Origin of the sequence: Erwinia tasmaniensis Et1/99, from assembly GCF_000026185.1 — a bacterium.
In the GTDB taxonomy this organism is placed as follows: domain Bacteria; phylum Pseudomonadota; class Gammaproteobacteria; order Enterobacterales; family Enterobacteriaceae; genus Erwinia; species Erwinia tasmaniensis.
Genome location: NC_010694.1, coordinates 3,307,899 through 3,334,170 on the forward strand (window position 1 = coordinate 3,307,899; position 26,272 = coordinate 3,334,170).

General features: G+C 55.6%; 21 protein-coding genes and 3 tRNA genes. 8 read left to right on the top strand and 16 right to left on the bottom strand.

Annotated elements, in window-relative coordinates:
- Positions 1–22 precede the first annotated feature (22 nt).
- From miaA to orn, 9 genes are all read right to left on the bottom strand, one after another.
- Complete coding sequence (gene miaA / locus ETA_RS16025) at positions 23–973, bottom strand: tRNA (adenosine(37)-N6)-dimethylallyltransferase MiaA (protein WP_012442666.1); 951 nt, start codon at positions 971–973, stop codon at positions 23–25.
- Positions 966–2,801: a DNA mismatch repair endonuclease MutL gene (gene mutL, locus ETA_RS16030; RefSeq protein ID WP_012442667.1), complete on the bottom strand. Its 1,836-nt coding sequence runs from the start codon at positions 2,799–2,801 to the stop codon at positions 966–968. Before mutL ends, miaA begins: the two co-directional genes overlap by 8 nt.
- A gap of 14 nt (positions 2,802–2,815) precedes the next feature.
- A complete protein-coding gene (amiB, locus tag ETA_RS16035; RefSeq protein WP_012442668.1) occupies positions 2,816–4,480 on the bottom strand; it encodes an N-acetylmuramoyl-L-alanine amidase AmiB in 1,665 nt (554 codons plus the stop codon).
- Complete coding sequence (gene tsaE / locus ETA_RS16040) at positions 4,477–4,953, bottom strand: tRNA (adenosine(37)-N6)-threonylcarbamoyltransferase complex ATPase subunit type 1 TsaE (protein WP_012442669.1); 477 nt, start codon at positions 4,951–4,953, stop codon at positions 4,477–4,479. Before tsaE ends, amiB begins: the two co-directional genes overlap by 4 nt.
- Positions 4,950–6,470, bottom strand: coding sequence for a bifunctional ADP-dependent NAD(P)H-hydrate dehydratase/NAD(P)H-hydrate epimerase (gene nnr, locus ETA_RS16045; protein WP_012442670.1), 1,521 nt, complete (start codon positions 6,468–6,470; stop codon positions 4,950–4,952). Before nnr ends, tsaE begins: the two co-directional genes overlap by 4 nt.
- 576 nt (positions 6,471–7,046) lie before the next feature.
- A tRNA-Gly gene (locus tag ETA_RS16050) sits at positions 7,047–7,122 on the bottom strand.
- A gap of 404 nt (positions 7,123–7,526) precedes the next feature.
- A tRNA-Gly gene (locus tag ETA_RS16055) sits at positions 7,527–7,602 on the bottom strand.
- Between the two features lie 26 nt (positions 7,603–7,628).
- Positions 7,629–7,704 (bottom strand) — tRNA-Gly (locus ETA_RS16060).
- A gap of 179 nt (positions 7,705–7,883) precedes the next feature.
- Positions 7,884–8,447, bottom strand: a complete 564-nt coding sequence (gene orn, locus ETA_RS16065) for an oligoribonuclease (RefSeq protein ID WP_012442671.1) — start codon at positions 8,445–8,447, stop codon at positions 7,884–7,886.
- Between the two features lie 91 nt (positions 8,448–8,538).
- On the opposite strand from orn, the gene rsgA reads away from it, so the two are divergent.
- The 3 genes from rsgA (at position 8,539) to mscM (ending at position 13,941) form a co-directional block, all read left to right on the top strand.
- A complete protein-coding gene (rsgA, locus tag ETA_RS16070; protein ID WP_012442672.1) occupies positions 8,539–9,600 on the top strand; it encodes a small ribosomal subunit biogenesis GTPase RsgA in 1,062 nt (353 codons plus the stop codon).
- Positions 9,601–9,695: 95 nt separating this feature from the next.
- A complete protein-coding gene (asd, locus tag ETA_RS16075; RefSeq protein WP_012442673.1) occupies positions 9,696–10,595 on the top strand; it encodes an archaetidylserine decarboxylase in 900 nt (299 codons plus the stop codon).
- Positions 10,596–10,605: 10 nt separating this feature from the next.
- Entirely contained in the window at positions 10,606–13,941 is a 3,336-nt protein-coding gene (gene mscM, locus ETA_RS16080; RefSeq protein WP_012442674.1) for a miniconductance mechanosensitive channel MscM, read from the top strand.
- 82 nt (positions 13,942–14,023) lie between these two features.
- On the opposite strand, the gene epmA is transcribed toward mscM, so the two are convergent.
- Positions 14,024–15,001, bottom strand: coding sequence for an elongation factor P--(R)-beta-lysine ligase (gene epmA, locus ETA_RS16085; RefSeq protein ID WP_012442675.1), 978 nt, complete (start codon positions 14,999–15,001; stop codon positions 14,024–14,026).
- A gap of 170 nt (positions 15,002–15,171) precedes the next feature.
- Here epmA and ETA_RS16090 point away from each other — a divergent pair, with 170 nt between their 5' ends.
- Positions 15,172–15,696: a lipocalin family protein gene (locus ETA_RS16090; RefSeq protein ID WP_012442676.1), complete on the top strand. Its 525-nt coding sequence runs from the start codon at positions 15,172–15,174 to the stop codon at positions 15,694–15,696.
- Positions 15,697–15,748: 52 nt separating this feature from the next.
- Here ETA_RS16090 and ETA_RS16095 read toward each other — a convergent pair whose 3' ends face one another.
- Together ETA_RS16095 and efp are read right to left on the bottom strand one after the other, a co-directional pair.
- Positions 15,749–15,880, bottom strand: a complete 132-nt coding sequence (locus ETA_RS16095) for an entericidin A/B family lipoprotein (RefSeq protein ID WP_012442677.1) — start codon at positions 15,878–15,880, stop codon at positions 15,749–15,751.
- Between the two features lie 194 nt (positions 15,881–16,074).
- Entirely contained in the window at positions 16,075–16,641 is a 567-nt protein-coding gene (gene efp / locus ETA_RS16100; RefSeq protein ID WP_012442678.1) for an elongation factor P, read from the bottom strand.
- Between the two features lie 41 nt (positions 16,642–16,682).
- Between efp and epmB the strand changes: the two genes are divergently transcribed.
- Complete coding sequence (gene epmB / locus ETA_RS16105) at positions 16,683–17,711, top strand: EF-P beta-lysylation protein EpmB (protein WP_012442679.1); 1,029 nt, start codon at positions 16,683–16,685, stop codon at positions 17,709–17,711.
- Between the two features lie 62 nt (positions 17,712–17,773).
- On the opposite strand, the gene ETA_RS16110 is transcribed toward epmB, so the two are convergent.
- The 4 genes from ETA_RS16110 to ETA_RS16125 form a co-directional block, all read right to left on the bottom strand.
- Positions 17,774–18,118 carry a DUF4156 domain-containing protein gene (locus ETA_RS16110; protein WP_042959365.1) on the bottom strand — a complete coding sequence of 115 codons (345 nt, stop codon included), beginning with the start codon at positions 18,116–18,118 and terminating at the stop codon, positions 17,774–17,776.
- A 191-nt stretch (positions 18,119–18,309) separates the two neighbouring features.
- Positions 18,310–19,956, bottom strand: a complete 1,647-nt coding sequence (groL, locus tag ETA_RS16115) for a chaperonin GroEL (RefSeq protein WP_012442681.1) — start codon at positions 19,954–19,956, stop codon at positions 18,310–18,312.
- 47 nt (positions 19,957–20,003) lie between these two features.
- The gene (locus ETA_RS16120) at positions 20,004–20,297 is read right to left on the bottom strand and encodes a co-chaperone GroES (RefSeq protein WP_012442682.1); all 294 of its coding nucleotides are present in this window, start codon (positions 20,295–20,297) and stop codon (positions 20,004–20,006) included.
- 213 nt (positions 20,298–20,510) lie between these two features.
- A complete protein-coding gene (locus ETA_RS16125) occupies positions 20,511–20,975 on the bottom strand; it encodes an FxsA family protein (protein WP_012442683.1) in 465 nt (154 codons plus the stop codon).
- A gap of 370 nt (positions 20,976–21,345) precedes the next feature.
- Here ETA_RS16125 and aspA point away from each other — a divergent pair, with 370 nt between their 5' ends.
- From aspA to ETA_RS16140, 3 genes are all read left to right on the top strand, one after another.
- Positions 21,346–22,782 (top strand): aspartate ammonia-lyase, encoded by a 1,437-nt coding sequence (gene aspA, locus ETA_RS16130; RefSeq protein ID WP_012442684.1) that lies wholly within the window; start codon positions 21,346–21,348, stop codon positions 22,780–22,782.
- A 219-nt stretch (positions 22,783–23,001) separates the two neighbouring features.
- The gene (locus ETA_RS16135) at positions 23,002–24,303 is read left to right on the top strand and encodes an anaerobic C4-dicarboxylate transporter (protein WP_012442685.1); all 1,302 of its coding nucleotides are present in this window, start codon (positions 23,002–23,004) and stop codon (positions 24,301–24,303) included.
- Positions 24,304–24,518: 215 nt separating this feature from the next.
- Positions 24,519–26,234: a protein-disulfide reductase DsbD gene (locus ETA_RS16140; RefSeq protein ID WP_012442686.1), complete on the top strand. Its 1,716-nt coding sequence runs from the start codon at positions 24,519–24,521 to the stop codon at positions 26,232–26,234.
- Positions 26,235–26,272 lie beyond the last annotated feature (38 nt).

The window sequence follows — 26,272 nt, forward strand, 5'->3', positions numbered from 1 at the left end:
GTCATGCACCAATTGTACACAATCACCCAGGCTTCGCACTAAGAACCTGTAACACTCTGCTATACGCCGCATCAGGTTGTTCGCTGTCAAGCCAGTGAACATCTTTCCAGCCGCGTAGCCATGTCATCTGACGCTTAGCCAGCTGCCGTGTCGCACAAATTCCTCGATAAACCATGTCATCGTAGTCAGTTTCACCCGCCAGATATGACCACATCTGGCGATAACCGACACAACGAATGGAAGGCATTTCCGTATGCAAATCACCTCGTGCAAAGAGAGCCCGAGCCTCCGCTTCAAATCCTGACGCCAGCATCTGGTGAAAACGCTGCTCAATGCGCTGATGGATCAGTTCGCGGCTCGCAGGTGCGATAGCAAACTGCGAGACATCATATGGCAGAATCTCACCCGATATTTTTGTCAGCTCGGTTAAAGTTTTACCCGAAATAAAAAAAACTTCCAGTGCTCGCGAGAGTCTCTGCGGATCATTCGGATGAATACGATTGGCCGCAACGGGATCTATATCACATAATTGACGGTGCAAAGCCTCCCATCCTGCTTCACCCGCCATTTGCTCTATACGCTGACGTACCTCTGGATCCGCCGAGGGCAACGGCGATAATCCTTCCAGTAACGCCTTGTAGTAGAGCATGGTGCCACCAACAAGCAGCGGAATATTGCCACGTCGGGTAATTTCCGCCATTTCAACCAGTGCATCGCGGCGAAACTCAGCGGCAGAATAAGCCTCCGAGGGATCGCGAATGTCCAGCAGGCGATGGGGTGCAAGCGCCAGCTCCTCGGCAGAGGGTTTAGCGGTGCCAATATCCATACCGCGATAGATCAGCGCTGAATCAACGCTGATCAGCTCTACCGGCAGCGCCTGACGTAACGCGATCGCCAATGCCGTCTTGCCGGAAGCCGTCGGCCCCATCAAAAATATTGCCTTAGGCAGGCCAGCCGTGGTTTGTTCACTCATGCTTCAGGGCGTTCATCGCCATTTCAATATCGACGTTTTGCAATAATCCAGAAGGTGGCGATTTCACTAAGGTTGGACAGAGCCTTTCGACTTCTGCCAACAGGGTAATCGCCTGCGAGTGATTCCAGTGCTGATGCTCAGATGCCGACTGACGCGCGAACCACTGCGCCAGTTGGAATGCTGTAACATCCTGATGCTGGGCCAAATACCCTAACATTTCTGGAATCAAGTTTTGTAAATTTTGTTGGCGTAACGGTAAAGGCACGGCACGCAGCATCACGTGATGCGCATCGAACTTCAGGTCAATACCCATCTGATTCAGCAGTTCGCTGCAACGGTTCCCGGCATCACGTTCAGCCTTATCCAGCTTTAATCGCACCGGGATCAGCAACGGCTGAGGCCTCAGCCCCTCACTACCGGGTTCCAGCTGCGCCTGCTTCAGCCAGCGCTCGGCCACCGTTAACGCCAGCAGCGCCAGGCCTTTTTTGCCTTCAAGCAGTGCGTACTGTTCCCGAACTATCGTCAGGACGCGACCAAAGCTCTGCGCATGCGCGCTCAACGCAGGCGCATCGTTCTGCGTTACGGATGCAGGTGAAAGCGGCGGCTCTTCACTGCGCGTGGGCGTTTGCAACAGCTGCTGATAGGCCGCACCTTCACGCTTTTGATACACCGGTTCCTGGCGCTGCCAGCTGCTGCTGGCGGTTGAAGCCGGACGCGGAGCAGCGGCTGGCGCAGGGGTGGCGAAGTGGTTACCTCCCGCCGCCTGGCGGTTTTCCGGCTGCCAGCGTTCGGCGGGCTGGGCCGTGGCAATTTCCGGCAGCGTTTCCGCGCCGCTTTCCTGTAACACGCTGACCACGCCCTGATAAATAAAGTCGTGCACCAGCCGCGACTGATGAAAGCGCACCTCATGTTTGGCCGGGTGAACGTTGACATCCACCTGATGCGGATCGATTTCCAGATAGAGTACATAAGCAGGCTGATGCCGATCGCCTAGCTTGTCCTCGTAGGCCTGACGGATGGCATGATTAATCAGGCGGTCACGCATCATACGCCCGTTGACGTAACAGTATTGCAGTTCGCTTAGCGCTTTTGAACCGGACGGGTCGGCCACCCAGCCGTGCAGACTCAGCTCACCATGCTGCCAGTCAATCTTAAGAGCGTGGGAGAGAAAGGCCGTGCCGCAAATCGCGCCAAGACGACGCTCTCGCTGGCCGTCATCGCTTACCGCGCGGTATTGGCGTACCAGCTTGCCGTTATGCGTGAGCGATATGGCAACGTCAAAGCGCACCAGCGCAATACGCCGGATAATCTCATCAATGTGGGTGAATTCGGTTTTCTCGGTGCGCATAAATTTGCGCCGCGCCGGCGTATTATAAAACAGATCGAGCACTTCGAGCGTGGTGCCCACCGGATGCGCAGCAGGCTTAACCGTCACCGCCTGATCGCGCCCCTCCGCATAGGCCTGCCAGGCTTCGGTTTGCGCCTCTGTACGCGAGGTGAGCGTCAGGCGCGATACCGAACTGATACTGGCCAGCGCCTCACCACGGAAGCCAAGGCTGATGATTGCCTCAAGGTCATCCAGGCTGGTAATTTTGCTGGTAGCATGACGCGCTAATGCCATCGCCAGCTCATCTTTAGCAATCCCGCAGCCGTTATCACGAATGCGGATCAGCTTCGCGCCGCCCTTTTCGATGTCGATATCAATGCGTGTGGCCCCGGCGTCCAGGCTGTTTTCCACCAGCTCCTTTACCACAGACGCCGGGCGTTCAACCACCTCTCCGGCGGCGATCTGGTTAGCAAGCTGCGGCGGTAAAACCTGAATGGCCATTGAATATCCTTAGGTTATGGGGTGGGTATAATCAGCGTCTGTCCCAGCATCACATTCTGCGACTTCAGTTTATTTGCCTGCCGGACGGCCTGTGGGCTGACGCCGTAATGGGCGGCAATTTGCGTCAACGAATCGCCGCGCACCACTTTGTGCTTGACTGGCCTTTCACGCGTTGCCGCGATCACAGGCTGACTCCCCGCCGGCACTTTCAGGCGCTGTCCTACCCACACCACGTCTTTTTTCAACGTGTTCATCGCACGCAGGGTCGCCATGCTGACGCCATACTCTGCGGCAATTCCGGACAGCGTCTCCCCACGTTTCACCACGTGGCGCTGGCCGGCAGCGGCAGACAACGTGCCCACCGGAGACGGGTTTATCGCTGTTTTAACCGCCGCTGCGGACTGCAACGGTCGGTTTTCCTCCTTTGGGACGGATTGTAGCGGGTGCGCCAGGAAGTAGTTGCGCAAGCCTTTGTATATCGACTCGGCAATCTTCTGCTGGTAAGCGCTACTGCCAAGCAGCCGCTCCTCCGAAGGGTTGCTGATAAAGCCGGTTTCCACCAGCAAGGAAGGAATATCCGGCGAGCGCAGTACGCCCAGGCTGGCATGTTCCGGCTTACGTTTATGCAGCGTCCCCACACGTTGCAGCTGTGAGATAACCTTGACGGCCACATCATATCCAACCCTTTGCGAGTGGCCGAACTGCAGGTCCAGCACCGCCTGGCTCAGGTACGGGTCCGTCTGGCTGTTGGCCAGCAGGTCGCCGGCACCGCCCAATAGCTCAGACTGCTTCTCGTGCTGCTCCAGCCAGCCCGCCATTTCGCTATTGGCGCGGCGGTTTGACAGCACCCATACCGAAGCGCCGGAAGCGCTACGATTGGGCGCGGCATCGGCGTGAATGGAGACCAGCAGATTGGCATTCTGCTTACGTGCCACGTCCGAACGGCCCATCACGGAAATAAAATAGTCGCCGTCACGGGTCATCACCCCTTTAAACATCGGGTCGGCATTTAACAGCGCTTTTAATTTGTGGGCGATGCCGATAGTGACATTTTTTTCTTTCAGCCCCCCACCGCCAATCGCGCCGGGGTCCTGCCCGCCGTGTCCGGCATCAATGGCGACAATCACCGTATCGCTGACGCTGCGCGCGCGGCGCGGACGAGCCACTTCATTGCCGCTGCTTACCTTCGTGACGCGATTCGCATCAAATGGGCTTTTCGCCGGAGCATTGATCGGGCGCGATATCACGTTGCCGCTGGCGTTAACGGTGCGGCTCGTCGCCGGTGCGGTCTGGTTGCCGGTAATGGTAAACACCACGTTGTAACGGCTGCCGTCGCGCTGGGTAAGCGCACGGGTTTTGCCACGTCGGGTTAAATCAAAGACCAGGCGAATGCTTTGGCTGTCTTTTGCGTTACTGGCACGAATACGTTTGACGATATTGTCGCCGCTGAAGTCGAGCGGCAGCCCGCGTACAATGGCGCTTTGCCGAATATCCAGCACCACACGTTCGGGGTTGTGCAGCGGGAAAAAGGCATACACCGGCTGACCAGCAAAGCTCAGGGTGACCTGCGCTTCATTGCTACCGTTAGAAACGTTGATATCTGACAGGTTGGTGGCCAGAGCGGCAAATGAACAGCAGAAGAGGACCAGTATGCACCAGCACCTGAAGCGCCTTATCATGCCTCACCTCGTTCAGCGGCGATGCGCTGTACCATAATCTCACCGGCTGGCGAGCAGGCACGTAGCAGAGCTTCACGCGCGTGGCCCTGATAGCTAAGATGCAGCTCCAGATCGGGTTCAGGCAGCACGCCCGTACCTTGCTGGGGCCACTCAACCAGACACAAACTGTCAGGGCCAAAGTAGTCACGTATCCCCATAAACTCCAGCTCTTCCGGATCGGACAGACGATAAAGGTCAAAGTGATACACCCGACGGTCGGGCAACACATAAGGTTCAACCAGAGTATAAGTGGGGCTTTTCACGTTGCCCTGGTGGCCAAGCGCCTGCAAAAATCCGCGACTGAAGGTGGTTTTACCTGCTCCCAGGGAACCATACAGATAAAGGGTCGCCGCACCTTCACAGGCGCGGGCCAGGCTGGCACCCAATTCAAGGGTTGCTGCCTCATCGGGCAGTGCAATTACACAGGTATTCATTCTTTCGTATTCGAGATCTCAGGATTGACAAATAAATGCAGCTCGGAAAAGAGATCGGTGGCTAACATACCGCGAGTACCACGGCGTTGCGCCACCGCATCAGCTGCCGCGCCATGCGCTACGCATCCTGCGCAGGCGGCATCGTACAGCGGAAGCTTTTGCCCCACCAGGCTGCCAATGATACCAGATAAAACATCTCCCATTCCCCCACTGGCCATACCGGCGTTGCCTACGTCAGCCATCGCTAACCTGTCTCCGCCCGCAATCAACGTACCGGCACCTTTCAGCACCACAACGCCACCATAACGTTTGACCAGACGACGCGCCGCAAGTAAGCGGTCACTTTCAACTTCGTCAGTTCTCACATTCAGCAATCGGGCTGCTTCACCGGGATGAGGCGTAATGATTCGATTTTGACGTTTATCGGGGCTGATTGCCAGCAGGTTAAGCGCATCGGCGTCCCAGAGCATGGGTTTCTGAGAGTTTTCTACTTTTTGAAGTGCCTTTTTACCCCATTCCCCCTGGCCAAGTCCGGGACCAATCACAATCACATCGGCCCACTCCAGCCCGGCATCAAGAGAGGCAGTACTCATTTCCTGTACCATTAGCTCAGGACGGGCGGTGAGCAGCGGGCCTACGTTATCTTTGTGAGTGAGTACTCGCACAAGCCCTGACCCGCTTCGCAGCGCCGCTTCTGCCGTCATACGGATGGCACCAGCGGTGCCATGATCGCCACCAATCACCAGAAGGCGACCATGATCGCCTTTATGCGATGTTGGCCGTCTCGGCGGCAGCCAGTTCGCCAGATTGCTGGCATCGTAGCGCGCCATCGGCGCGGAGCGCGTGGTCAGCCACGGCTGCAAACCCAGACTGTGGTAATGCAACTGCCCCACAACATCGCGCGCTTTCCCGGTCAGCAGCCCAGGCTTAAGGGCAATAAAAGTCAGAGTATGCTCAGCGCGAATAACTACACCGGGCGTTGTGCCGTTAGCAGCCACTAACCCAGAGGGGATATCCAGCGAGAGAACCGGCGCTACATGATGATTAGCCCGGTCGATCAGCGCAGCATAAGCCTTTCCCGGCGCGCGGTTCAGCCCGGTGCCCAGCAGAGCATCGATAATCAAGTCCGTCGATTCTGGCCATGCGATTGCCGCATCATGAATAACGCCACCCGCGGCCAGCCATGCTTCACGCGCCTGCTGCGCTTCCTCCGGCGGGGACTTGCTGCCGTCAACGGCAACCAGCGTGACCGCCAGCCCGGCAGACTTCGCCAGCCGGGCCACGGCATAGCCATCGCCGCCGTTGTTACCATGTCCGCAGAGGATCAGCCAATGTTGCGCTGCCGGCCACTGCTGACAAAGCAGTTTAAAAGCCGCGTCTCCGGCGCGCTGCATCAGTTCGAACAGGGTGATACCAAGACAGTCGGCCCCCTCTTGTTCAAGCTGCGTCAGTGCCTCTGCTGGCCAGACTGATTCAGGCAGAGCGGTGCGTTCTTTTGACGGTTTAATGTTATTCATCTTTCATCCTATTGATTTAAATCGACTGACTTCCGCATTAGACCGTTTAAATAAGTACGCTATCAGGAATTTCGCCTCATCTGGTCATGGGCGACTCACGTCATGCTCGCGCACCGAAAGCGCGCATCAGGGGAAGGTATACGCATTTGAGCTGGTCGCGATCACCACAAAGTATTGTCGAAATAGCCTAAAAAGCCCGGCTGGATGAATTTATCTGAGAATGTGACGAGCACGGCGAGGAGATAAAATGACGGATAAGAGGTGTGATAACAGGAAGGTTAACGGCAGAGCGCAAACTTTTCCACACGCTGTGCATAAAAATAAAAAACCGTTGTCATTCAATCGTCACAGCAAACGCAAGCGATTAAAATAACAAATTGAGTTATTCGAAATAAGAAAAAAAAACAATAAGTTACAGATTTAGCGAAAAAATTGGCAGGCGCTGTGAAGGCAGCTGTTGCGAACAGACGTTGTGGATAACTCTGTTTACAACAATTTCAAATCGCGGAAAACCGGGCTTTCGCACAGCAAATGAAGCTGTGGACAATCTTTGGCAAAATTGAGGAAAATATAATTTGGAGCGGGAAACGAGACTCGAACTCGCGACCCCGACCTTGGCAAGGTCGTGCTCTACCAACTGAGCTATTCCCGCTTAGATATGATGCTGATTTATTACGCTAAAAGTTTCTAACTAATTGATTGCTATCACTTTTAACAGCCTCTTTTGCAAGAGAGGTCGCCATTATGGACCTGTTTTTTTACGCTGGCAAGACTTGTACGTAAAAAAAATTATCCTGGCCAAATATTACGCAACGGATAGTCAATCCGGTGCATCCACTATCCGTGCGCCCATATCTGTCAAAACGCCCTCACCCGCGCCCGAACAGACCGGCAGCACTTTCACTGACGTTAGCGGCTGGCATGGCTGCAAGAGGCGAAAGGAGCGGATAGTTCAGTGCGCTCTTAGATGATGGCAGCACGGAAACAAAAAAAGAGCCGCAAGGCTCTTTTTTTGTGAGTTTGCACGGCGCTTATAGCGCTTTGCAACCTGAATTTTGGAGCGGGAAACGAGACTCGAACTCGCGACCCCGACCTTGGCAAGGTCGTGCTCTACCAACTGAGCTATTCCCGCTTGGGTGGTGCTTTAATACTAAAATTTGGAGCGGGAAACGAGACTCGAACTCGCGACCCCGACCTTGGCAAGGTCGTGCTCTACCAACTGAGCTATTCCCGCTTAGGCGTAACGATAAATTTCATCACCGTTACGGGTTGCGCATTATACGAGGATTTCTTTCCACCGCAACCCTGTAAACCACAAAATTTTAATTTTACGCGCTGAGCGCTGATTAAATCAGCGTAGTGGCGACTTTAACAGCAAAAAAGGTGATTTTATGCCGCCAGGCTCTCCGTGAATTAGTCAGCCTGCGGCGCTGCCAGCTGGATAAAATGTTCACGGTAGTAGGCTAGCTCCGCTACGGACTCGCGAATATCATCCAGCGCCTGATGCGTCCCCTGCTTCTTAAAGCCCGGCAGGATCTCCGGCTTCCAGCGGCGCGCCAGCTCTTTCAGCGTGCTGACATCCAGATATCGGTAGTGGAAGTAAGCTTCCAGCTCCGGCATATATTTGAACAGAAAGCGGCGATCCTGGCCGATGCTGTTGCCGCAAATCGGCGAACTGTTAGCGGGCACCCACTGTTTAAGGAACTCAATGGTTGCCAGCTCGGCGGCGCGGTCATCGACCTGGCTGGCTTTTACCCGCTCGACCAGGCCGCTGTTGGTGTGGGTACGCACGTTCCACTCATCCATCAGTCCCAGCTGCGCGTCGGACTGATGCACGGCAAATACCGGGCCTTCGGCAAGAATATTCAGATCGGCATCCGTCACCAGCGTGGCGATCTCAATAATGCGGTCCTGTTCCGGGTTCAGCCCGGTCATCTCAAGATCAATCCAAATCAGGTTGTTAGCATTTGCGGTCATAGTGTGTCTCGGCGGCATCGTAGTGAATTAAAGTGTATGATAGACGTTTTGCCCTGCCAGGGCGAAATATGCCGAAACGGTGTGAGGAACAGTGAGCAAAAACAAACTCTCCAAAGGTCAGCAGCGTCGCGTCAGTGCCAACCACGATCGTCGCCTGAAGCAGCGCGCTGACAAACCCGAACCGGATGACAACCTGTTCGGCGAAGTGCGCGACGGCGTGGCGATCAGCCGGTTTGGTATGCACGCCGACGTGGAAGATGCGGATGGTTCCGTACACCGCTGTAATATTCGGCGCACCATCCGCTCGCTGGTCACCGGTGACCGCGTGCGCTGGCGACCGGGCGTGGAAGGAGGAGCGACGGTGAAAGGGATCGTCGAAGCGGTGCATGAGCGCACTTCGGTGCTCACCCGCCCCGACTTCTACGACGGTGTGAAACCCATCGCCGCCAATATCAATCAGATCGTGATCGTGTCGGCTATTCTGCCGGAGCTGTCGCTCAATATTATCGACCGCTATCTGGTCGCCAGTGAAACCCTGAACGTTGAGCCGTTGCTGGTACTGAACAAAACCGACCTGCTCGATGATGAAGGCCGCGAGTTTGTCGATGAGCAGATGGAGATCTATCGTCATATCGGTTATCGCGTGCTGATGGTGTCCAGCCATAAAAAAGAAGGCCTGCGTGAACTGGAAGAGGCGCTAATCGGTCGCGTCAGCATCTTCGCCGGTCAGTCCGGCGTGGGCAAATCCAGCCTGCTGAATGCTCTGCTGGGCCTTGAGCTGGGCGATGAGGAGATCCTGACGAAAGATGTTTCCGATGTTTCTGGCCTCGGGCAACACACCACCACCGCCGCCCGTCTATACCATTTCCCGCACGGCGGCGACGTTATAGATTCCCCCGGCGTACGTGAATTTGGTCTGTGGCATCTTGAGCCGGAACAAATCACCCGTGGATTTGTCGAATTCCGTGATTACCTGGGGGGGTGTAAGTTCCGCGACTGTAAACATGATACCGATCCGGGCTGCGCCATTCGCGAAGCGGTAGATAAAGGCGAAATCGACGCGTCGCGCTTCGTCAACTACCACCATATTCTGGAAAGTATGTCAGAAGTGCAGGCGAAAACGCGCCGCAGCTTCTCTGCGGACAAAGAGTGACGGCCAGCTATCGGGCTGGACATAGCCTAAAACGGCGGGCGCTGATACAATCCGCCCCTTCAATTTTTGCAGTTCGCTTGAGCCTGGAGGCTAACGTGTTAGATCGTATTAAACTCGGCCTGAACCATATCTTGCCTAAAAAAGCCCTGACTGAACTGGCTGGCTGGGGTGCCGGTAAACGCGGCGGACGGTTAACCAAAGCCGTGATCGATGCTTTCGTCTGGTACTACAAGGTTGATATGAAAGAGGCGCAGAAGCCTGATACCGCCAGCTATCGTACCTTCAATGACTTCTTCGTGCGCCCGCTGCGCGACGAGGCGCGCCCGATTGAAACCGATCCTAACCAGCTGGTTCTGCCGGCGGATGGCGCGATCAGCCAGCTTGGCCCCATTGAAGGCGATCAGATTTTTCAGGCGAAGGGCCACACCTACTCGCTGGAAGCGCTGCTGGCAGGCAATGCCGCCATGACCGATATGTTCCGCGACGGCGAGTTTGTTACCACTTACCTTGCGCCACGCGACTATCACCGCGTGCATATGCCTTGTAACGGTATTCTGCGTGAGATGATCTATGTGCCGGGCGATCTCTATTCGGTCAATCCCTTAACGGCGCAAAATATCCCCAATCTGTTTGCCCGCAATGAGCGCGTCATCTGCCGCTTCGATACTGAATTTGGCCCGATGGTGCAAATTCTGGTGGGGGCAACCATCGTCGGCAGCATCGAAACCGTGTGGTCGGGAACCGTTACGCCACCGCGTGAAGGCGTGATCAAGCGCTGGAGCTGGCCGGGTGCCGACGAAGAAGGTGCCGTGGTGTTGCTTAAAGGTCAGGAGATGGGCCGCTTCAAACTTGGCTCCACGGTGATTAACCTGTTTGCCCCTGGCAAAGTGAAACTGGCCGAAAGCCTGACCGCCGGAAGTCAAACCCGTCTGGGCGCAACTCTCGCCACTGCGTTGCAGAAAGAGAGCGCCGAAGACGTCCTTCATCACCCATAACGGGATAGCCATGTCACGTCTGATTCTGACTCTTTTGTTAGGCTGGAGTTTACTCCAGCCGGTTTATGCCGCTGGCGTACCGGATCCGTTGCAGATCAAGCAGGAACTTGATGAGGTAAAATCCGGCAAAACCAGCACGAGTCAGACGGCAACGGTCGAAGCGCTGCAGTCTACGCTTAACTGGCTGGCAGAACGCCAGCAGTCTCTTGACCGTACGCAGGATTATCAGCAGTTTATTGATAATTTCCCCAAGCTGTCGCGAGAGTTACGCCAGCAGATCGCTACGCCGCCCGACGGCAGAAAACCGCTACGCGGCACGATGAGCGCCGCCGAGCTGGAACAGGAAACCCTGTTAGTTAGCAGTCAGCTGCTGGAGGAGAGCCGCCAGGCCCAGCAGGAGCAGGATCGTGCGCGGGAAATCAGCGACTCGCTGTCTCAGCTACCGCAGCAGCAGACCGAAGTCCGTCGCGCCCTGAGCGAGATTGAGCGCCGCCTGCAAGGGCAGCCATCCCCGGTTACCAGCGCAGCGCAGGCCCAGCGGGCCCAGCGTCAGGCGGAATCCGCCGCACAGAAAGCACGGCTGGACGAACTGGAGCTGGCGCAGCTGTCGGCCAATAATCGTCAGGAGCTGGCGCGCATGCGCGCCGAAGTCCACCAGCGCAAAGCCACAGAGCTGGATGCCAGATTGCAGGAGCTGCGCAACCATCTGAATAGCCAGCGTCAGCGCGAAGCCGAGCTGGCGTTAGCACGCACCGAGCAGCTGGCGGAAGACAGCGGCGATATGCCGAAAGGTATTATTGAACAGTTCCGTATTAACCGTGAGCTTTCAGCGGCGCTGAATCAGCAGGCGCAGCGTATGGATCTGCTGGCCTCACAGCAGCGTACCGCCACTAATCAAACCATCCAGGTTCGTCAGGCGTTGAGTACCATTCGCGAACAGTCGCAGTGGCTGGGGGTGTCGAGCGTGTTGGGTGAAGCTCTGCGCGCGCAGGTCAGTCGTCTGCCGGAAATGCCTAAACCGCAGCAGCTGGATAGCGAGATGGCGGAGCTGCGCGTCAAGCGCCTGCATTATGAAGACCTGCTGGAACAGCTGCCCTCGCTGCGTCAGCTGCGCCAGGATGATAACAGCAACCTGACCAGCGATCAGGAGCGCATTCTCGCCGCGCAGTTAAAAAACCAACGCGAAATGCTGACCTCACTGCTTTCCGGCTGCGATGCCATGATCCTCGAGGTGACCAAGTTAAAAGTGGGCAACAGCCAGCTGGTCGATGCGCTGAATGAGGTAAAAGAAGCCACGCATCGTTACCTGTTCTGGACTGCCGACGTCAGCGCGCTCGACTTCAGCTTTCCGATCGAACTGGCACAAGACCTGAAGCGTCTGCTGTCACTCGATACCCTCGGTCAGTTAGGCGGTGCCATGGTCATGATGGTCACCAGCCATGAAACCCTGCTGCCGCTGCTGGCCGCCGTCTTGCTGGTCGGTGTCAGCATCAGCTCACGCCGCCACTTCCGCGCTTTCCTTGAACGAGCCTCCAGCAAAGTGGGGAAGGTCACTCAGGATCAGTTCAGCCTGACGCTTCGCACCGTATTCTGGTCCATCCTGGTCGCGCTACCGCTGCCGGTACTCTGGGCGGCTCTCGGCTACGGCTTACAGCACGCCTGGCCCTGGCCGATTGCGGTCGCTATTGGCGATGGCGTGACCGCCAGCGTGCCGCTGCTATGGGCATTTATGATCTGTAATGCCTTTGCCTGTCATAACGGACTGTTTACCGTACATTTCCGCTGGCCGCGCATTCGCGTGGCGCGCGCGATGCGTTTCTACTCGCTGTGCATCGGGCTGGTTATCCCTCTGATCATGCTGCTGATCGCCTTCGATAACCTGTCGGAACGCGCGTTCTCGCCGACTCTCGGCCGCCTGTGCTTTATCCTGATTTGCGGCGCGCTCAGTTTAGTGACGGTGAGCCTGAAACGTGCCGGTATTCCGCTGCATCTTGATAAAGAAGGCAACGGCGAGAACTTTATCAACAACGTATTGTGGAATGTGATGATCGCCATTCCCCTGGTCGCGGCGCTGGCTTCCTGTATTGGCTACCTGGAAACGTCACAGGCGCTATTAGCCAGGCTGGAAACCTCGCTGGTTATCTGGTTCCTGCTGCTGGTGATTTACCATATTATTCGGCGATGGATGCTGATCCAGCGCCGACGCATTGCCTTCGATCGTGCGCGCACGCGCCGGGCGGAGATCCTTGCCCAGCGCGCGCGCAGTGAAGAAGAGCTGGCCGCTCAGCAGACCGCCGCCGACAACATCGAAATCGAAGAACCGGTGATTGACCTCGATGCCATCAGCGCGCGGTCACTCAGACTGGTGCGCTCTATCCTGACGCTAATCGCTCTGGTTTCGGTGATCCTGCTGTGGTCGGAGATCCATTCCGCCTTTGGCTTCCTCGAAAACATCCGGCTATGGGATGTCAGCACCACCGTCCAGGGTGTCGAAAGCCTGCAACCCATTACGCTCGGATCGGTGATGATCGCCATCCTGGTACTGATTATCACCACCCAGCTGGTACGCAATATGCCCGCTTTGCTGGAACTCGCGCTGCTACAGCATATCAGCCTGACGCCGGGTACTGGCTACGCTATCACCACCCTGACCAAATATCTGCTGATCCTGATCGGCAGCCTGACGGGCTTTGCCCTGATTGGCATCGACTGGTCCAAACTACAGTGGCTGGTTGCCGGTCTGAGCCTGGGGCTCGGTTTTGGTCTACAGGAGATTTTCGCTAACTTTATATCAGGCCTGATCCTTCTGTTTGAAAAACCGATCCGCATCGGCGATACCGTGACCATCCGCGATCTGACCGGTAACATCACGCGGATTAATACGCGCGCCACCACCATCACTGACTGGGATCGCAAAGAAATTATCGTGCCTAACAGGGCGTTTATCACCGAGCAGTTTATTAACTGGTCGCTGTCGGATTCTGTGACTCGCGTAGTGCTGAATATTCCGGCCCCGGCAGAAGCCAACAGCGACGAAGTGACCAACCTGCTGTTAACGGCCGCGCAACGCTGTAGCTATGTGCTGGAGACGCCGCAGCCGGAGGCCTTCCTGGTGGACTTACAGCAGGGTATCCAGTTATTTGAACTGCGTATTCACGCCGCCGAGATGGGGCACCGGATGCCGCTGCGTCATGAGCTGCACCAGCTGATCCTGCGTGGCTTCCAGGAGCACGGCCTGGAGATGCCGTTCCCACCGTTCCAGGTGCGTATGGAAACCCTCGGACGTAAAACGCCCGCCAGCAACGGCGCACCGGCGGCACGCAGCTATAAATCTGGCGGGCTATAGCATAACGGGCCACGGCATGCGGAAATCACTGCTCACGACAAATGCACCTGCGTGCCGCGTCGTGGGCAGCCTGCCGCCGCGCCTAGCAGCGATCTACCGTAAAGGCGATAACGTCACTCAGTTGTTCCGCCTTTAACGCCAGCATCACCAGGCGATCGACGCCTAACGCTACCCCGGAGCTTTCCGGCATCCCGGCGCTAAGTGCATCCAGCAGATAGGTATCAATCGGCTGCTGCGGCAACCCGGCGGCGGCGCGTTTGCGATTGTCCTGTTCAAAACGCTGACGCTGTTCGCGGCTGTCGGTGAGTTCACGGAAACCGTTCGCCAGCTCAATCCCCTTGAAGTAGACCTCGAAACGCTCGGCCACGCGGTGATCTTCCGGGCTGATTTCCGCCAGCGCGGCCTGGGTTGCCGGAAAGTGATAAACAAATGCCGGTTTCTCTTTGCCAATTTCCGGCTCAACGCCGAGCACAAACAGCAGCTGTAACAGCGTATCGCGATCTTCCTCGCGATTGGCCAGATCGCCCGCGCCAAGTTTCTGCGCCACTTCACGCAGCTGCGCTTTATCTGCCGACAGGGGATCGATCTCAAGATGACGCTGAAACGCCTGCTGATATGAAAGGGTTTCTGCCGGTGCGCACTCCAGCACCTGCTGCAACAGGTCATCAACCTCATTGATCAGGCGGTACATATCGTAGTGCGGGCGATACCACTCCAGCATGGTGAATTCCGGATTATGATGACGCCCCATCTCTTCATTGCGGAAGCTGCGGCACAGCTGATAAATCGGCCCGCTGCCCGCTGCCAGCAGGCGTTTCATATGGTATTCCGGGCTGGTCATCAGATACAGATCGATGCCCGCGGCGGCCCCAGGGCCGACAAACCGCGTCTGGAAGGGGAACAGGTGGACATCGGTCACCGTTGCCTGGCTCATGGCCGGAGTTTCCACTTCCAGTACACCACGATCGGCAAAGAAACGCCGGATTTCAGCCATAATCGCCGCGCGCTTCAACAAATTGGCGATCGATGCACTCGGCTGCCAGCTGGCCGTATCGCTCATCTTTTCTACTCCAAAGTCAGACAGGGGGAAGAAGTCTACCTGTCCATGCCGCTGCACACAATTCACGGCAGCATAATTCCCGCCATGGCGATGGCAAAGCGTTTTCGACTGAGGCAGAGTTGAGGTTTAGGTCTATACTGTAATAGTTGATAAATAAAGGAATAGTCCCTATGAAGTTGTGGAAAAAGGTGACAGCAATCGCCGGTGCGTTACTGTCCGTAGCCTGTAGCACCACCCCGCCCCGGGGCGTGACGCCGGTTGATAATTTTGACAGCAGCCGCTATCTCGGCCGCTGGTATGAAATTGCCCGCTTCAATCATCCCTTTGAACGTGGGTTGGATCACGTCACCGCCAGCTACAGCCAGCGCGATGACGGTGGACTGAAAGTGGTCAACCGCGGCTTCAACTCGAAAAAACAGCGCTGGCAGGAGAGTACCGGGAAAGCTTATTTTACCGGCCGGAACGACCGTGCCGCGCTCAAAGTCTCTTTCTTCGGGCCGTTTTACGCGGGCTACAACGTGATAGCGCTGGATAAAGATTATCAGCATGCGCTGGTCTGTGGGCCAAATCGCGACTATCTGTGGATGTTATCGCGTACGCCGCGGCTGGATGAGCAGGTTAAGCAGGATCTGATTGAAAAAGCGCGCCGGGCGGGATTCGCGGTGGATGAGCTGATATGGATCGATCAACGTTAAGCCTGTAGCAGAGAAGACACAGGCCGGTGCGCAGCACCAGCCTGTCAGCAGACTACTGCGTGCTTCTCTGAATCGCCTTACCGCCCGCCTCAACATCTTCGCCCACGCCTCGCGTGGTATTGCAGGCCGTGAGTGCAGAGGTGAACACCAGAACAGAAAGCAGAGCAACAATACCTTTCTTCATAGCCTTTTCCTTTTCTTGAGAGTTTAAGCGCTGCGCTATAAGCATAGCCACGTTCTCTCCGGCCGCCTTGCCGATAACAGGAAAAAGTCATTTTCAGAATAATGTGGGATGTGGATAGAGGCGGGCTGAAATTGAGCGGGATCTGTTTCTTTAAGCACGGGGGCCTGCAAAAACAGGCCCTCGATCGTTCAGACTTATTTTACGCGCGAAACGTATTCAGCGGAACGGGTGTCCACTTTAATCACTTCGCCAATCTGCACGAACAGCGGCACTTTCACTACCGCACCGGTAGAGAGGGTCGCTGGCTTACCGCCGGTTCCTGCGGTATCACCCTTCAGGCCTGGATCGGTATCGGTGATTTCCAGCTCAACGAAGTTCGGCGGCAGAACCTGGATCGGCTTTCCGTTCCACAGGGTGACAATACATTCAGCATTGTCGAGCAGCCATTTCGCCGCATCACCCACGGTTTTCGCTTCAACAGGATGCTGTTCGAAGGTTTCCGGGTGCATGAAGTGGTAAAAATCACCGTCGTTGTACAGGTAGTTCAGGTTAGTATCCACCACGTCTGCGCCTTCGGCGGAGTCGGTAGACTTGAAGGTTTTTTCAACGCGGCTGCCGGTCAGCAGGCGACGCATTTTAACGCGTGCGAAAGCCTGGCCTTTGCCCGGTTTAACAAACTCGCTGGATTCGATGGCATAAGGTTCGCCTTCGAACATGATTTTAAGACCGGGACGGAAATCGTTGCTAGAATAAGTCGCCATAAAGGCCCTCTACAATTTATTACTGGTACTTAGCCAAAAAAATGGCACACATTGTAACCCTAAATACCCCTGAGCGAGAAGAATGGTTACATCAACTTGCTGATGTAATCACTGATCCTGATGAATTACTGCAACTTTTAGCGTTGCAACACCATCCTGAACTGGTTTCAGGCCATGACGCACGGCGTCTTTTCGCCCTGCGCGTGCCCAGGGCGTTTGCTGCGCGTATGCGTAAAGGCGATCCGCAAGATCCGCTGCTGCTGCAGGTGATCACCTCACGACAGGAGTTTGTCGATGCACCGGGTTACAGTGCCGATCCGCTCGATGAGCAGAGCAGCGTGGTGCCGGGTCTGTTACATAAATATCGTAATCGTGCGCTGTTGCTGGTCAAAGGCGGCTGCGCCGTCAATTGCCGCTACTGTTTTCGTCGCCATTTTCCTTACCAGGAAAATCAGGGAAACAAGCGCAACTGGCAGCAAGCCCTGGAGTATATCCGACAACAGCCAGAACTGGATGAGATTATTTTTTCCGGCGGCGATCCTTTAATGGCAAAAGATCATGAGCTGGACTGGCTGATCGCGCAGCTCGAACACATCCCGCATATTAAGCGGCTGCGCATCCACAGTCGCCTGCCGGTGGTGATCCCCAAACGCATAACCGAAGCCCTGTGCCAGCGTCTGGCACAGTCGCGCCTGCAAACGCTGATGGTGACCCATATCAACCATGCCCAGGAGATCGACGACGAGCTGCGTCACGGCATGCGCATGCTGAAACGTGCCGGGGTAACCCTGCTCAATCAAAGCGTACTGCTGCGCGATATCAATGACGATGCGGTGACGCTTGCCGCCCTGAGCAACGCGCTGTTTGATGCCGGCATCCTGCCCTACTATCTGCACGTGCTGGATAAAGTGCAGGGCGCGGCGCATTTCTACGTCAGTGATGAACGCGCCCGCGCCATCGTGCGGGAGCTGCTGACGAATGTATCAGGCTATATGGTGCCGAAACTGGCGCGTGAAATTGGCGGGGAGCCGAGTAAAACGCCGCTGGATCTCCAGCTGCGTCAGGAATAGATACCGCGTGGGCGGAACGACAATCCGCCCAGGGCTGGCAGGTGGCTGTTAAATCTGCCCCGTTAAGGGCACTTATACACCTGGCCGCTCATTTTGCTATCCAGCGGTGCAAAGCTGGACCAGAAGTTCTGGGTTGGACTGGTCGCACCATAAATAATGTTGCCGCCCATCTGCGCTGCACGGTTGCGCAAATCGTTAGCCGCACCGCGCAGTGAACTGCCTTCACCGCCGGAGCCAGACAGCCAGTTACTTTGTGCGCCGGTCACGTTACCTAACAGCTGGCAGCCGCTGGCTGGCTGTTGGTCAGTAAAGGTGACGCGCTCGCCCGCAGAACTCAGCGTGTGAGAAGAACTACAGCCTGCCAGCAGCAGGGCCGCCACAGAGAGTCCCAGCAAGTTAATCCGCATATTGATCCCCATATTATTATCATCAGTGTCAGGCCAGGGCATCGCTGAAATCATTAAGACTTCCGATCTCTCCTTTCCCCCTAACCCGCCTATCAGGCTAGCTTTGCGCCACTACTTATACTATTTTCCCCCCAAAAAGAAAAACCCCCTGTCAAAGACAGAGGGTTTATTCGGTCAGGTGCCGGGGGGAATTACATCATTCCGCCCATGCCGCCCATACCACCCATGCCGCCGCCAGCACCTAAGTCAGGCGCATCGCCTTTAGGCAGGTCGGTCACCATACATTCGGTGGTGATCATCAGGCCAGCAACAGAGGCCGCGTACTGCAGAGCAGAACGGGTCACCTTAGTTGGGTCGAGGATACCGAAATCGATCATGTTGCCGTACTCTTCGGTCTGTGCGTTATAACCGTAGTTACCTTCACCCGCTTTAACGGCGTTGGTCACGACAGATGGCTCTTCACCGGCGTTAGAAACGATCTGACGCAGTGGAGATTCCATCGCACGCAGGGCCACTTTGATACCCACGTTCTGATCTTCGTTCTGACCGCGCAGCTCGGTCAGCATGGCCGCAACGCGTACCAGCGCCACGCCACCACCCGCAACCACACCTTCTTCAACCGCAGCACGGGTCGCGTGCAGGGCATCTTCAACGCGTGCTTTCTTCTCTTTCATTTCAACTTCAGTTGCTGCGCCCACTTTCAGTACGGCTACGCCGCCTGCCAGTTTCGCCACGCGCTCCTGCAGTTTTTCACGGTCATAATCAGAGGTCGCATCTTCGATCTGCTGACGGATCTGGGTCACACGGCCAGAAATAGCCACTTCTTCGCCAGTACCGTCGATGATGGTAGTGGTGTCTTTGCTGATTACAACACGTTTAGCCTGACCCATATCTTCCAGACCTGCTTTTTCCAGCTCCATACCGATCTCTTCAGAGATCACGGTACCACCGGTCAGCACCGCGATATCCTGCAGCATCGCTTTACGACGGTCGCCGAAGCCAGGTGCTTTAACCGCAGCCACTTTCACGATGCCACGCATGGTGTTCACAACCAGGGTCGCCAGCGCTTCGCCTTCAACATCTTCCGCCACGATCAGCAGTGGTTTACCGGCTTTAGCAACCGCTTCCAGCACCGGCAGCAGTTCGCGGATGTTGGAGATTTTTTTATCAGCCAGCAGGATAAACGGAGATTCCAGCTCTACCGCACCAGTCTCTGGCTTGTTGATGAAGTAAGGAGACAGGTAGCCGCGATCGAACTGCATACCTTCAACCACGTCCAGCTCGTCCTGCAGGCCGGTGCCTTCTTCAACGGTGATCACGCCTTCTTTGCCCACTTTTTCCATCGCCAGAGCAATCAGTTCGCCCACGGTCTCATCGGAGTTGGCAGAGATAGTCCCAACCTGAGCGATAGCTTTAGAGTCAGAGCAAGGAACGGACAGTTTTTTCAGCTCTTCAACCGCAGCGATAACCGCTTTGTCGATGCCGCGTTTCAGGTCCATTGGGTTCATGCCCGCAGCAACGGCTTTCAGGCCTTCATTAACGATAGACTGAGCCAGTACGGTGGCGGTAGTGGTGCCGTCACCCGCTGCATCATTGGCTTTAGAAGCAACTTCTTTCACCATCTGTGCGCCCATGTTTTCAAACTTGTCTTCCAGTTCGATTTCACGCGCGACGGAAACACCGTCTTTAGTAATGGTCGGTGCACCAAAAGATTTATCCAGAACCACGTTACGGCCTTTCGGGCCCAGGGTCACTTTTACCGCATCGGCCAGTACGTTCACACCGCGCAGCATTTTTACGCGCGCGTCATTACCGAATTTTACGTCTTTAGCTGCCATTTTATCTTTTTCCTTAAATTCGTTACGTTCAGTGAATTACGCGTTGATTACGCTTCAACAATCGCCAGGATGTCGCTTTCTGAAATGATCAGGACTTCTTGATTGTCGATTTTTTCGGTTTTCGCGCCGTAGCCTTCGCTGAAGATGACCACGTCACCCACTTTCACGTCCAGCGGCTTCACATCACCACTTTCAAGGATACGGCCGTTGCCGACTGCCAATACTTCGCCACGGGTGGATTTGCCCGCCGCAGAACCGGTCAGCACGATGCCGCCAGCAGATTTGGATTCAACTTCTTTACGCTTGACGATAACACGATCGTGCAATGGACGAATTTTCATTGTTAGCTCTCCTTTGAGAAGTCCAATCAGTTTGGGATGAAAGCCGGGCTGCATTGGCTACCGACCTCGTGACGGATGAGATGCGGCCGTAGCGATCGCCTTTCAAGGGCAAGAGGTGAATTTTTTTATTAACCGTGGTGTTTGCCGCTTTTTTAGCCGACGGTGGATGCCAATAGCAAAACGGCGCGCCCGTTGATATGCGCGCCGTGGCGATTATTGCTGGGGGGGATTACCGTCGTCGCGCTCGATCCGTTTGACCTCTTTACGCTCAAACTCCCCGTCAACGGTAAACCCGCTATCGGGGCCTGCACCCGGGCCGCGCCACACTTTAAGATGCGGCATTAACCGGAGCGTCAGATGCTTCTGTACCGGTGGCAACAGCAGCAGCAGGCCAATGAAGTCGGTAAAGAAGCCCGGCAACAGCAGCAGAAAACCGGCCAGCACCAAAGACACGCTTTTGATCATCTCGGCCGCCGGACTTTCGCCCGCATTGAGCTTCTGCTGCATCAGCATAAAGTTCTTCATTCCCTGGTTTTTGACCAGCGAGATGCCGATGCAGGAGGTGAAAATCACCAGCAACATGGTCAGTAGTACCCCGATAACGTGGGCAACCTGGATGAAGAGAGAGATCTCGATCCACACCAGGGCAAAAATAATTAAGAACGGTAACCAGCGCACCGTGTTCTCCTGTATCAGTGGCCACCGTGCAGCATGCACAGCGGCAGAAAATGGCGTTTGTCATGACGCATGTCGTATAACGTGGGAGCATTAACCCCGTTTTTCAACCGATCCTGTTGAAATTGATTTGGGAACTTCCTTTGTGACCAGTATCACATATCATTGAAACTGTTTGATATGACAGTAGGTTTGAGTGATCCAGCTTCAGGCTTTTGCGCCCGATCCGAATATGATGGTGCTCGCCCCGACACAAACAGATAACATATCACAGCAGGCGTTTTATGCCCTTACGTTGACGGGATGGTGCCTGCTGAAACAGACGATGACATTGTGGTGATTTTTTCCGGTATCCCCCTTAAAGAAGGTTCTCATGGCTAATAACATTCGTATCGAAGAAGACCTGCTGGGCATGCGCGAAGTTCCCGCGGATGCGTACTACGGTGTTCATACTCTGCGTGCGATTGAAAACTTCTATATCAGTAACAGCAAGATTAGCGATATTCCTGAATTCGTTCGCGGCATGGTAATGGTGAAAAAAGCGGCCGCGCTGGCGAATAAAGAGCTACAAACGATCCCGCGTCACGTGGCAAATGCCATTATCAGCGCCTGCGACGAAGTGCTGAATAACGGTAAGTGCATGGATCAGTTCCCGATCGATGTTTATCAGGGCGGCGCGGGCACTTCCGTCAATATGAATACTAATGAAGTGTTGGCGAATATCGGCCTGGAGATCATGGGGCACCAGAAAGGGGAGTACCAGTTCCTTAACCCGAACGATCACGTCAACAAATGCCAGTCAACTAATGATGCCTATCCCACCGGTTTCCGCATCGCGGTTTACAGCTCCATTCTGAAACTCCTCGACGCTATCGCGCAGCTAAGCGAAGGTTTCCAGCGTAAAGCGGTGGAATTTAATACCATCCTGAAAATGGGTCGCACCCAGTTACAGGACGCAGTGCCAATGACGCTCGGCCAGGAATTTCACGCCTTTAACGTTTTGTTAAACGAGGAGATCCGTAGCATTTTGCGCACCGCCGAACTGCTGCTGGAGGTCAACCTCGGCGCAACGGCAATCGGTACACGCCTCAACACCCCGGACGGCTATCAGCAGCTGGCGGTGGAAAAACTGGCGGAAGTCAGTGGGCTGGCCTGCGTTCCGGCCGAAGACTTAATCGAAGCCACATCCGACTGCGGCGCCTATGTCATGGTGCACAGCTCGCTGAAGCGTCTGGCGGTCAAGCTGTCGAAAATCTGTAACGACCTGCGCCTGCTCTCCTCCGGCCCGCGTGCGGGGCTGAATGAAATCAATCTGCCCGAGCTGCAGGCGGGCTCTTCGATCATGCCGGCCAAAGTGAATCCGGTGGTGCCCGAAGTGGTCAATCAGGTGTGCTTCAAGGTGATCGGCAACGATATCACCGTCACGATGGCGTCTGAAGCCGGTCAGCTTCAGCTAAACGTGATGGAGCCAGTGATTGGCCAGGCGCTGTTTGAATCGATTCATATTCTGACGAACGCCTGCTACAACCTGCTGGAAAAATGCGTCGACGGTATTACCGCTAACAAAGCGGTGTGTGAAGCCTACGTGTTTAACTCTATCGGCATTGTGACCTATCTCAACCCCTATATTGGCCACCACAATGGCGATATTGTCGGTAAAATCTGCGCCGAAACGGGTAAGAGCGTGCGCGAAGTGGTACTGGAACGCGGTCTGCTGACCGAAAGCGAACTGGACGATATATTCTCAACGCAAAATCTGATGTTCCCGGCGTACAAGGCCAGGCGCTACACCGATGAGAATGAAAAATAAAACATCATAAACAATGTGTTGCATGATTCATGCAGCAGACTGGTAAGTTCCAGACAACAATGATGAACGGACTGGGATGAGCGGACAACGCCCGCGCATCTGCGGATTGAAATATCACAGATATTGATGGCACGTCGGTTTCCACAACGACGTGCCTTTTTGCTTTTTACAGCGCACACATTATTAACAGCCCGTTAGCAAAAATTTGAGGAATGCAACATGTTAGTACCAGAGCTTATTGTCGTCTTTGCCGCTATCTATTTAGGTAGCCGCCTGGGAGGGATCGGCATCGGTTTCGCTGGCGGTCTCGGGGTGCTGGTATTAACCCTGGGGTTTCAAGTCAAGCCGGGAGCGATTCCATTCGACGTGATTGAAATAATTATGGCGGTGATCGCCGCCATCGCCGCTATGCAGGTGGCTGGCGGCATGGACTATCTGGTGAGTCTGGCCGAGCGCCTGCTGCGCAGGCATCCGCGGTACATCACCCTGCTTGCTCCACTGGTCACGTATCTGATGACTCTGCTGGCGGGAACCGGACATACGGCATTTTCCACCCTGCCGGTGATTGCCGAAGTGGCGAAGGAGCAGGGTGTGCGCCCTTCCCGTCCGCTGTCAATTGCCGTGATCGCGTCACAAATTGCGATCACCGCCTCACCGATATCAGCAGCGGTGGTGTTTATGGCCGGGATCCTTGAACCCAAAGGGATCAGTTATCTGATGCTATTGGCGGTCGCCATTCCGGCCACGATGGCTGCCATCTTTATCGCCGCAGTAATCACTAATTTCCTCGGCAAAGAGCTGAAAGATGATGCGGTTTTTCAGGCGCGTCTGGCAAAAGGGGAAGTGACCTTACGTGGAGCAAACCGCTTTGAGGCGAAGCCGGGGGCGAAACGCTCGGTCCTGCTCTTGCTGGCTGGCATTATTGCCGTGGTGCTTTACGCCACCGCTATCAGCAGTACGGTGGGGCTGATCGAAAATCCGGTACTGCCGCGTAACGAAGCCATTGTGGTGTTTATGCTGACGGTGGCGATGCTTATCTGCTTTACCTGTAAAATTGATAGCGCAGAGATCCTTAACGCCAGCACCTTTAAGTCCGGCATGAGCGCCTGCGTCTGCGTGCTGGGCGTGGCATGGCTGGGGGATACTTTTGTCAAAGCACATATCGGCGATATCCAACAGGTCGCGGGCAGTCTGCTGCATGATTATCCGTGGATGCTGGCGCTTATTCTGTTTTTTGCCTCCACCCTGCTCTATTCACAGGCGGCGACCACCAAAGCCCTGATGCCCGCGGCGCTGATGCTGGGCGTTTCACCGGTGACCGCAGTGGCATCGTTTGCCGCCGTTTCCGCCCTGTTTGTGCTGCCAACCTACCCGACACTACTGGCGGCGGTGGAGATGGATGACACCGGCTCCACCCGTATCGGACGCTTTGTCTTTAATCACCCATTCCTGGTGCCCGGCACGCTGGCGATCGTCCTGTCGGTAGCCTTTGGTTTCCTGCTGGGAGGACTCCTGTTATAACGGTGCAAAACGGGCCGCCCCTAAACGGTAGTCGGCCCTTTTTTTCACGTATCTCGTCAAACTGATAATGTATGACCCGCTCCGGCCTGGGGGCAACATCTGGAAAAATTCTGCCCCAGGCTGTCGTGCTATTATCTGCGCTCGCAGTATAAGGAATGGCCAGAATCCTGATATTCGCCATTGTCCGATTCACATGGAGAGAGTACATAAACGTCATGGCACAGCGCATCACGCCTTTTATTTTTCTGCTACTAACCGTCCTGCTCAACCTGAATGCGGGCGCAGCGCCGTTCGGGCAGAACAATACCAGCCAGTTTGTGACGGTGAACCAGGCTTTTGCATTTGACTTCGCCCAGAAAAATGAACGTCTTACCCTTAGCTGGCAGGTTAAACCCGGCTATTACCTGTATCGTCAGCAGGTCAAAATTAGCCTGCGGGGGGCGACGCTTGCTGAATGGAACCTGCCCGCAGGTCAACCGCATGAAGATGAATTCTATGGTAAAACGGCGGTTTACACCGACAACCTGACGCTGCCGCTCACTCTTATTCAGGCCTCTGATGGCGCGCAGCTCACGGTGAGCTATCAGGGGTGCGCCGCAGCCGGATTTTGCTATCCGCCGGAAACGCGTAACGTGCCCCTGAACGCTGTGACCGCGCGGGTTTCACCGGACAACGTCCCCATGCCAGTTAGCCCGGAACAGGCTGGCGATGAGCATGCTCTGCCGTTTTCCGCACTCTGGGCGCTGCTGATCGGCATTGGCGTTGCTTTCACTCCCTGCGTGCTGCCGATGTACCCGCTCATTTCCGCTATTATTCTCGGCGGTAATCGTCAATATAGTCTGGGCCGCCTGTTCGCCCTCGCCATGCTTTACGTTCAGGGTATGGCCCTGACCTATACGCTGATGGGCGTGGTGGTTGCGGCTGCCGGGCTGCGCTTCCAGGCAGCATTGCAGGCACCTGCCGTGCTGATCGTGCTCTCGGTGCTGTTTATCCTGCTGGCGCTGTCGATGTTTGGCCTGTTCAACCTGCAGCTGCCCTCCGCGCTGCAAACCCGCCTGACGCAGTGGAGCAACCGCCAACAGGGCGGATCGTTGCCGGGCGTGTTTCTCATGGGGGCGCTGGCCGGTCTGATTTGCTCGCCCTGCACCACCGCGCCGCTTAGCGCCATCCTGTTGTATATCGCCCAGAGTGGAAATATGCTGGCCGGTGCCGGAACCCTGTATCTGTATGCGCTGGGCATGGGCCTGCCGCTGATCGCCATTACCCTTTTCGGCAACCGTCTTCTACCGAAAAATGGCCCCTGGATGCAGACGGTTAAAGAAGGATTCGGCTTTGTCATTCTCGCGCTGCCGGTATTCCTGTTGGAGCGCGTGGTCGGTGAGAGCTGGGGCCTGCGGATGTGGAGCGGGCTGGGCGTTGCGTTCTTCGGCTGGGCCTTTATCAGTAGCCTGAAGAGCAGCCGCGGCTGGCTGCGCGTGCTGCAAATTCTGCTGTTAGGAGCCATATTAATCGCTGCCCGTCCCTTACAGGACTGGGCTTTTGGCCATGCTCCTGCTGCACAGTCGGGTGCTCCGGTTAGCTTTAAACCCATCACGCATATTGAGGAACTCAACCAGCAGCTACAAAACAGCACGGGCAAAATAACCATGCTCGACCTCTACGCCGACTGGTGCGTAGCCTGCAAAGAGTTTGATAAGTACACGTTTCGTGATGCCCAGGTACGCGCCGCGCTCGATAATATGCAGCTATTACAGGCAAATGTTACCGCCAATAACGCCAGTGACAGCGCCCTGCTCCAGCATCTGCACGTTTTGGGCCTGCCGACCATTCTGTTTTTTGCAGCCGACGGACACGAAATACCCGGATCACGCGTGACGGGTTTTATGACCCCCCAGGACTTCCGCATCCATTTGCAGAAACTGGCTCGATAAACGACACTAAGGTTCGATCGATCAATGAGGAGAACCGT

Bases quoted from the DNA above. Each gene is read 5' to 3' on its own strand.
- miaA (WP_012442666.1), bottom strand. From the start codon at position 973: ATGAGTGAACAAACCACGGCTGGCCTGCCTAAGGCAATATTTTTGATG.
- mutL (WP_012442667.1), bottom strand. From the start codon at position 2,801: ATGGCCATTCAGGTTTTACCGCCGCAGCTTGCTAACCAGATCGCCGCC.
- amiB (WP_012442668.1), bottom strand. From the start codon at position 4,480: ATGATAAGGCGCTTCAGGTGCTGGTGCATACTGGTCCTCTTCTGCTGT.
- tsaE (WP_012442669.1), bottom strand. From the start codon at position 4,953: ATGAATACCTGTGTAATTGCACTGCCCGATGAGGCAGCAACCCTTGAA.
- nnr (WP_012442670.1), bottom strand. From the start codon at position 6,470: ATGAATAACATTAAACCGTCAAAAGAACGCACCGCTCTGCCTGAATCA.
- orn (WP_012442671.1), bottom strand. From the start codon at position 8,447: ATGACCGCAAATGCTAACAACCTGATTTGGATTGATCTTGAGATGACC.
- mscM (WP_012442674.1), top strand. From the start codon at position 10,606: ATGTCACGTCTGATTCTGACTCTTTTGTTAGGCTGGAGTTTACTCCAG.
- epmA (WP_012442675.1), bottom strand. From the start codon at position 15,001: ATGAGCGATACGGCCAGCTGGCAGCCGAGTGCATCGATCGCCAATTTG.
- ETA_RS16090 (WP_012442676.1), top strand. From the start codon at position 15,172: ATGAAGTTGTGGAAAAAGGTGACAGCAATCGCCGGTGCGTTACTGTCC.
- ETA_RS16095 (WP_012442677.1), bottom strand. From the start codon at position 15,880: ATGAAGAAAGGTATTGTTGCTCTGCTTTCTGTTCTGGTGTTCACCTCT.
- efp (WP_012442678.1), bottom strand. From the start codon at position 16,641: ATGGCGACTTATTCTAGCAACGATTTCCGTCCCGGTCTTAAAATCATG.
- epmB (WP_012442679.1), top strand. From the start codon at position 16,683: ATGGCACACATTGTAACCCTAAATACCCCTGAGCGAGAAGAATGGTTA.
- ETA_RS16110 (WP_042959365.1), bottom strand. From the start codon at position 18,118: ATGCGGATTAACTTGCTGGGACTCTCTGTGGCGGCCCTGCTGCTGGCA.
- groL (WP_012442681.1), bottom strand. From the start codon at position 19,956: ATGGCAGCTAAAGACGTAAAATTCGGTAATGACGCGCGCGTAAAAATG.
- ETA_RS16120 (WP_012442682.1), bottom strand. From the start codon at position 20,297: ATGAAAATTCGTCCATTGCACGATCGTGTTATCGTCAAGCGTAAAGAA.
- aspA (WP_012442684.1), top strand. From the start codon at position 21,346: ATGGCTAATAACATTCGTATCGAAGAAGACCTGCTGGGCATGCGCGAA.
- ETA_RS16135 (WP_012442685.1), top strand. From the start codon at position 23,002: ATGTTAGTACCAGAGCTTATTGTCGTCTTTGCCGCTATCTATTTAGGT.
- ETA_RS16140 (WP_012442686.1), top strand. From the start codon at position 24,519: ATGGCACAGCGCATCACGCCTTTTATTTTTCTGCTACTAACCGTCCTG.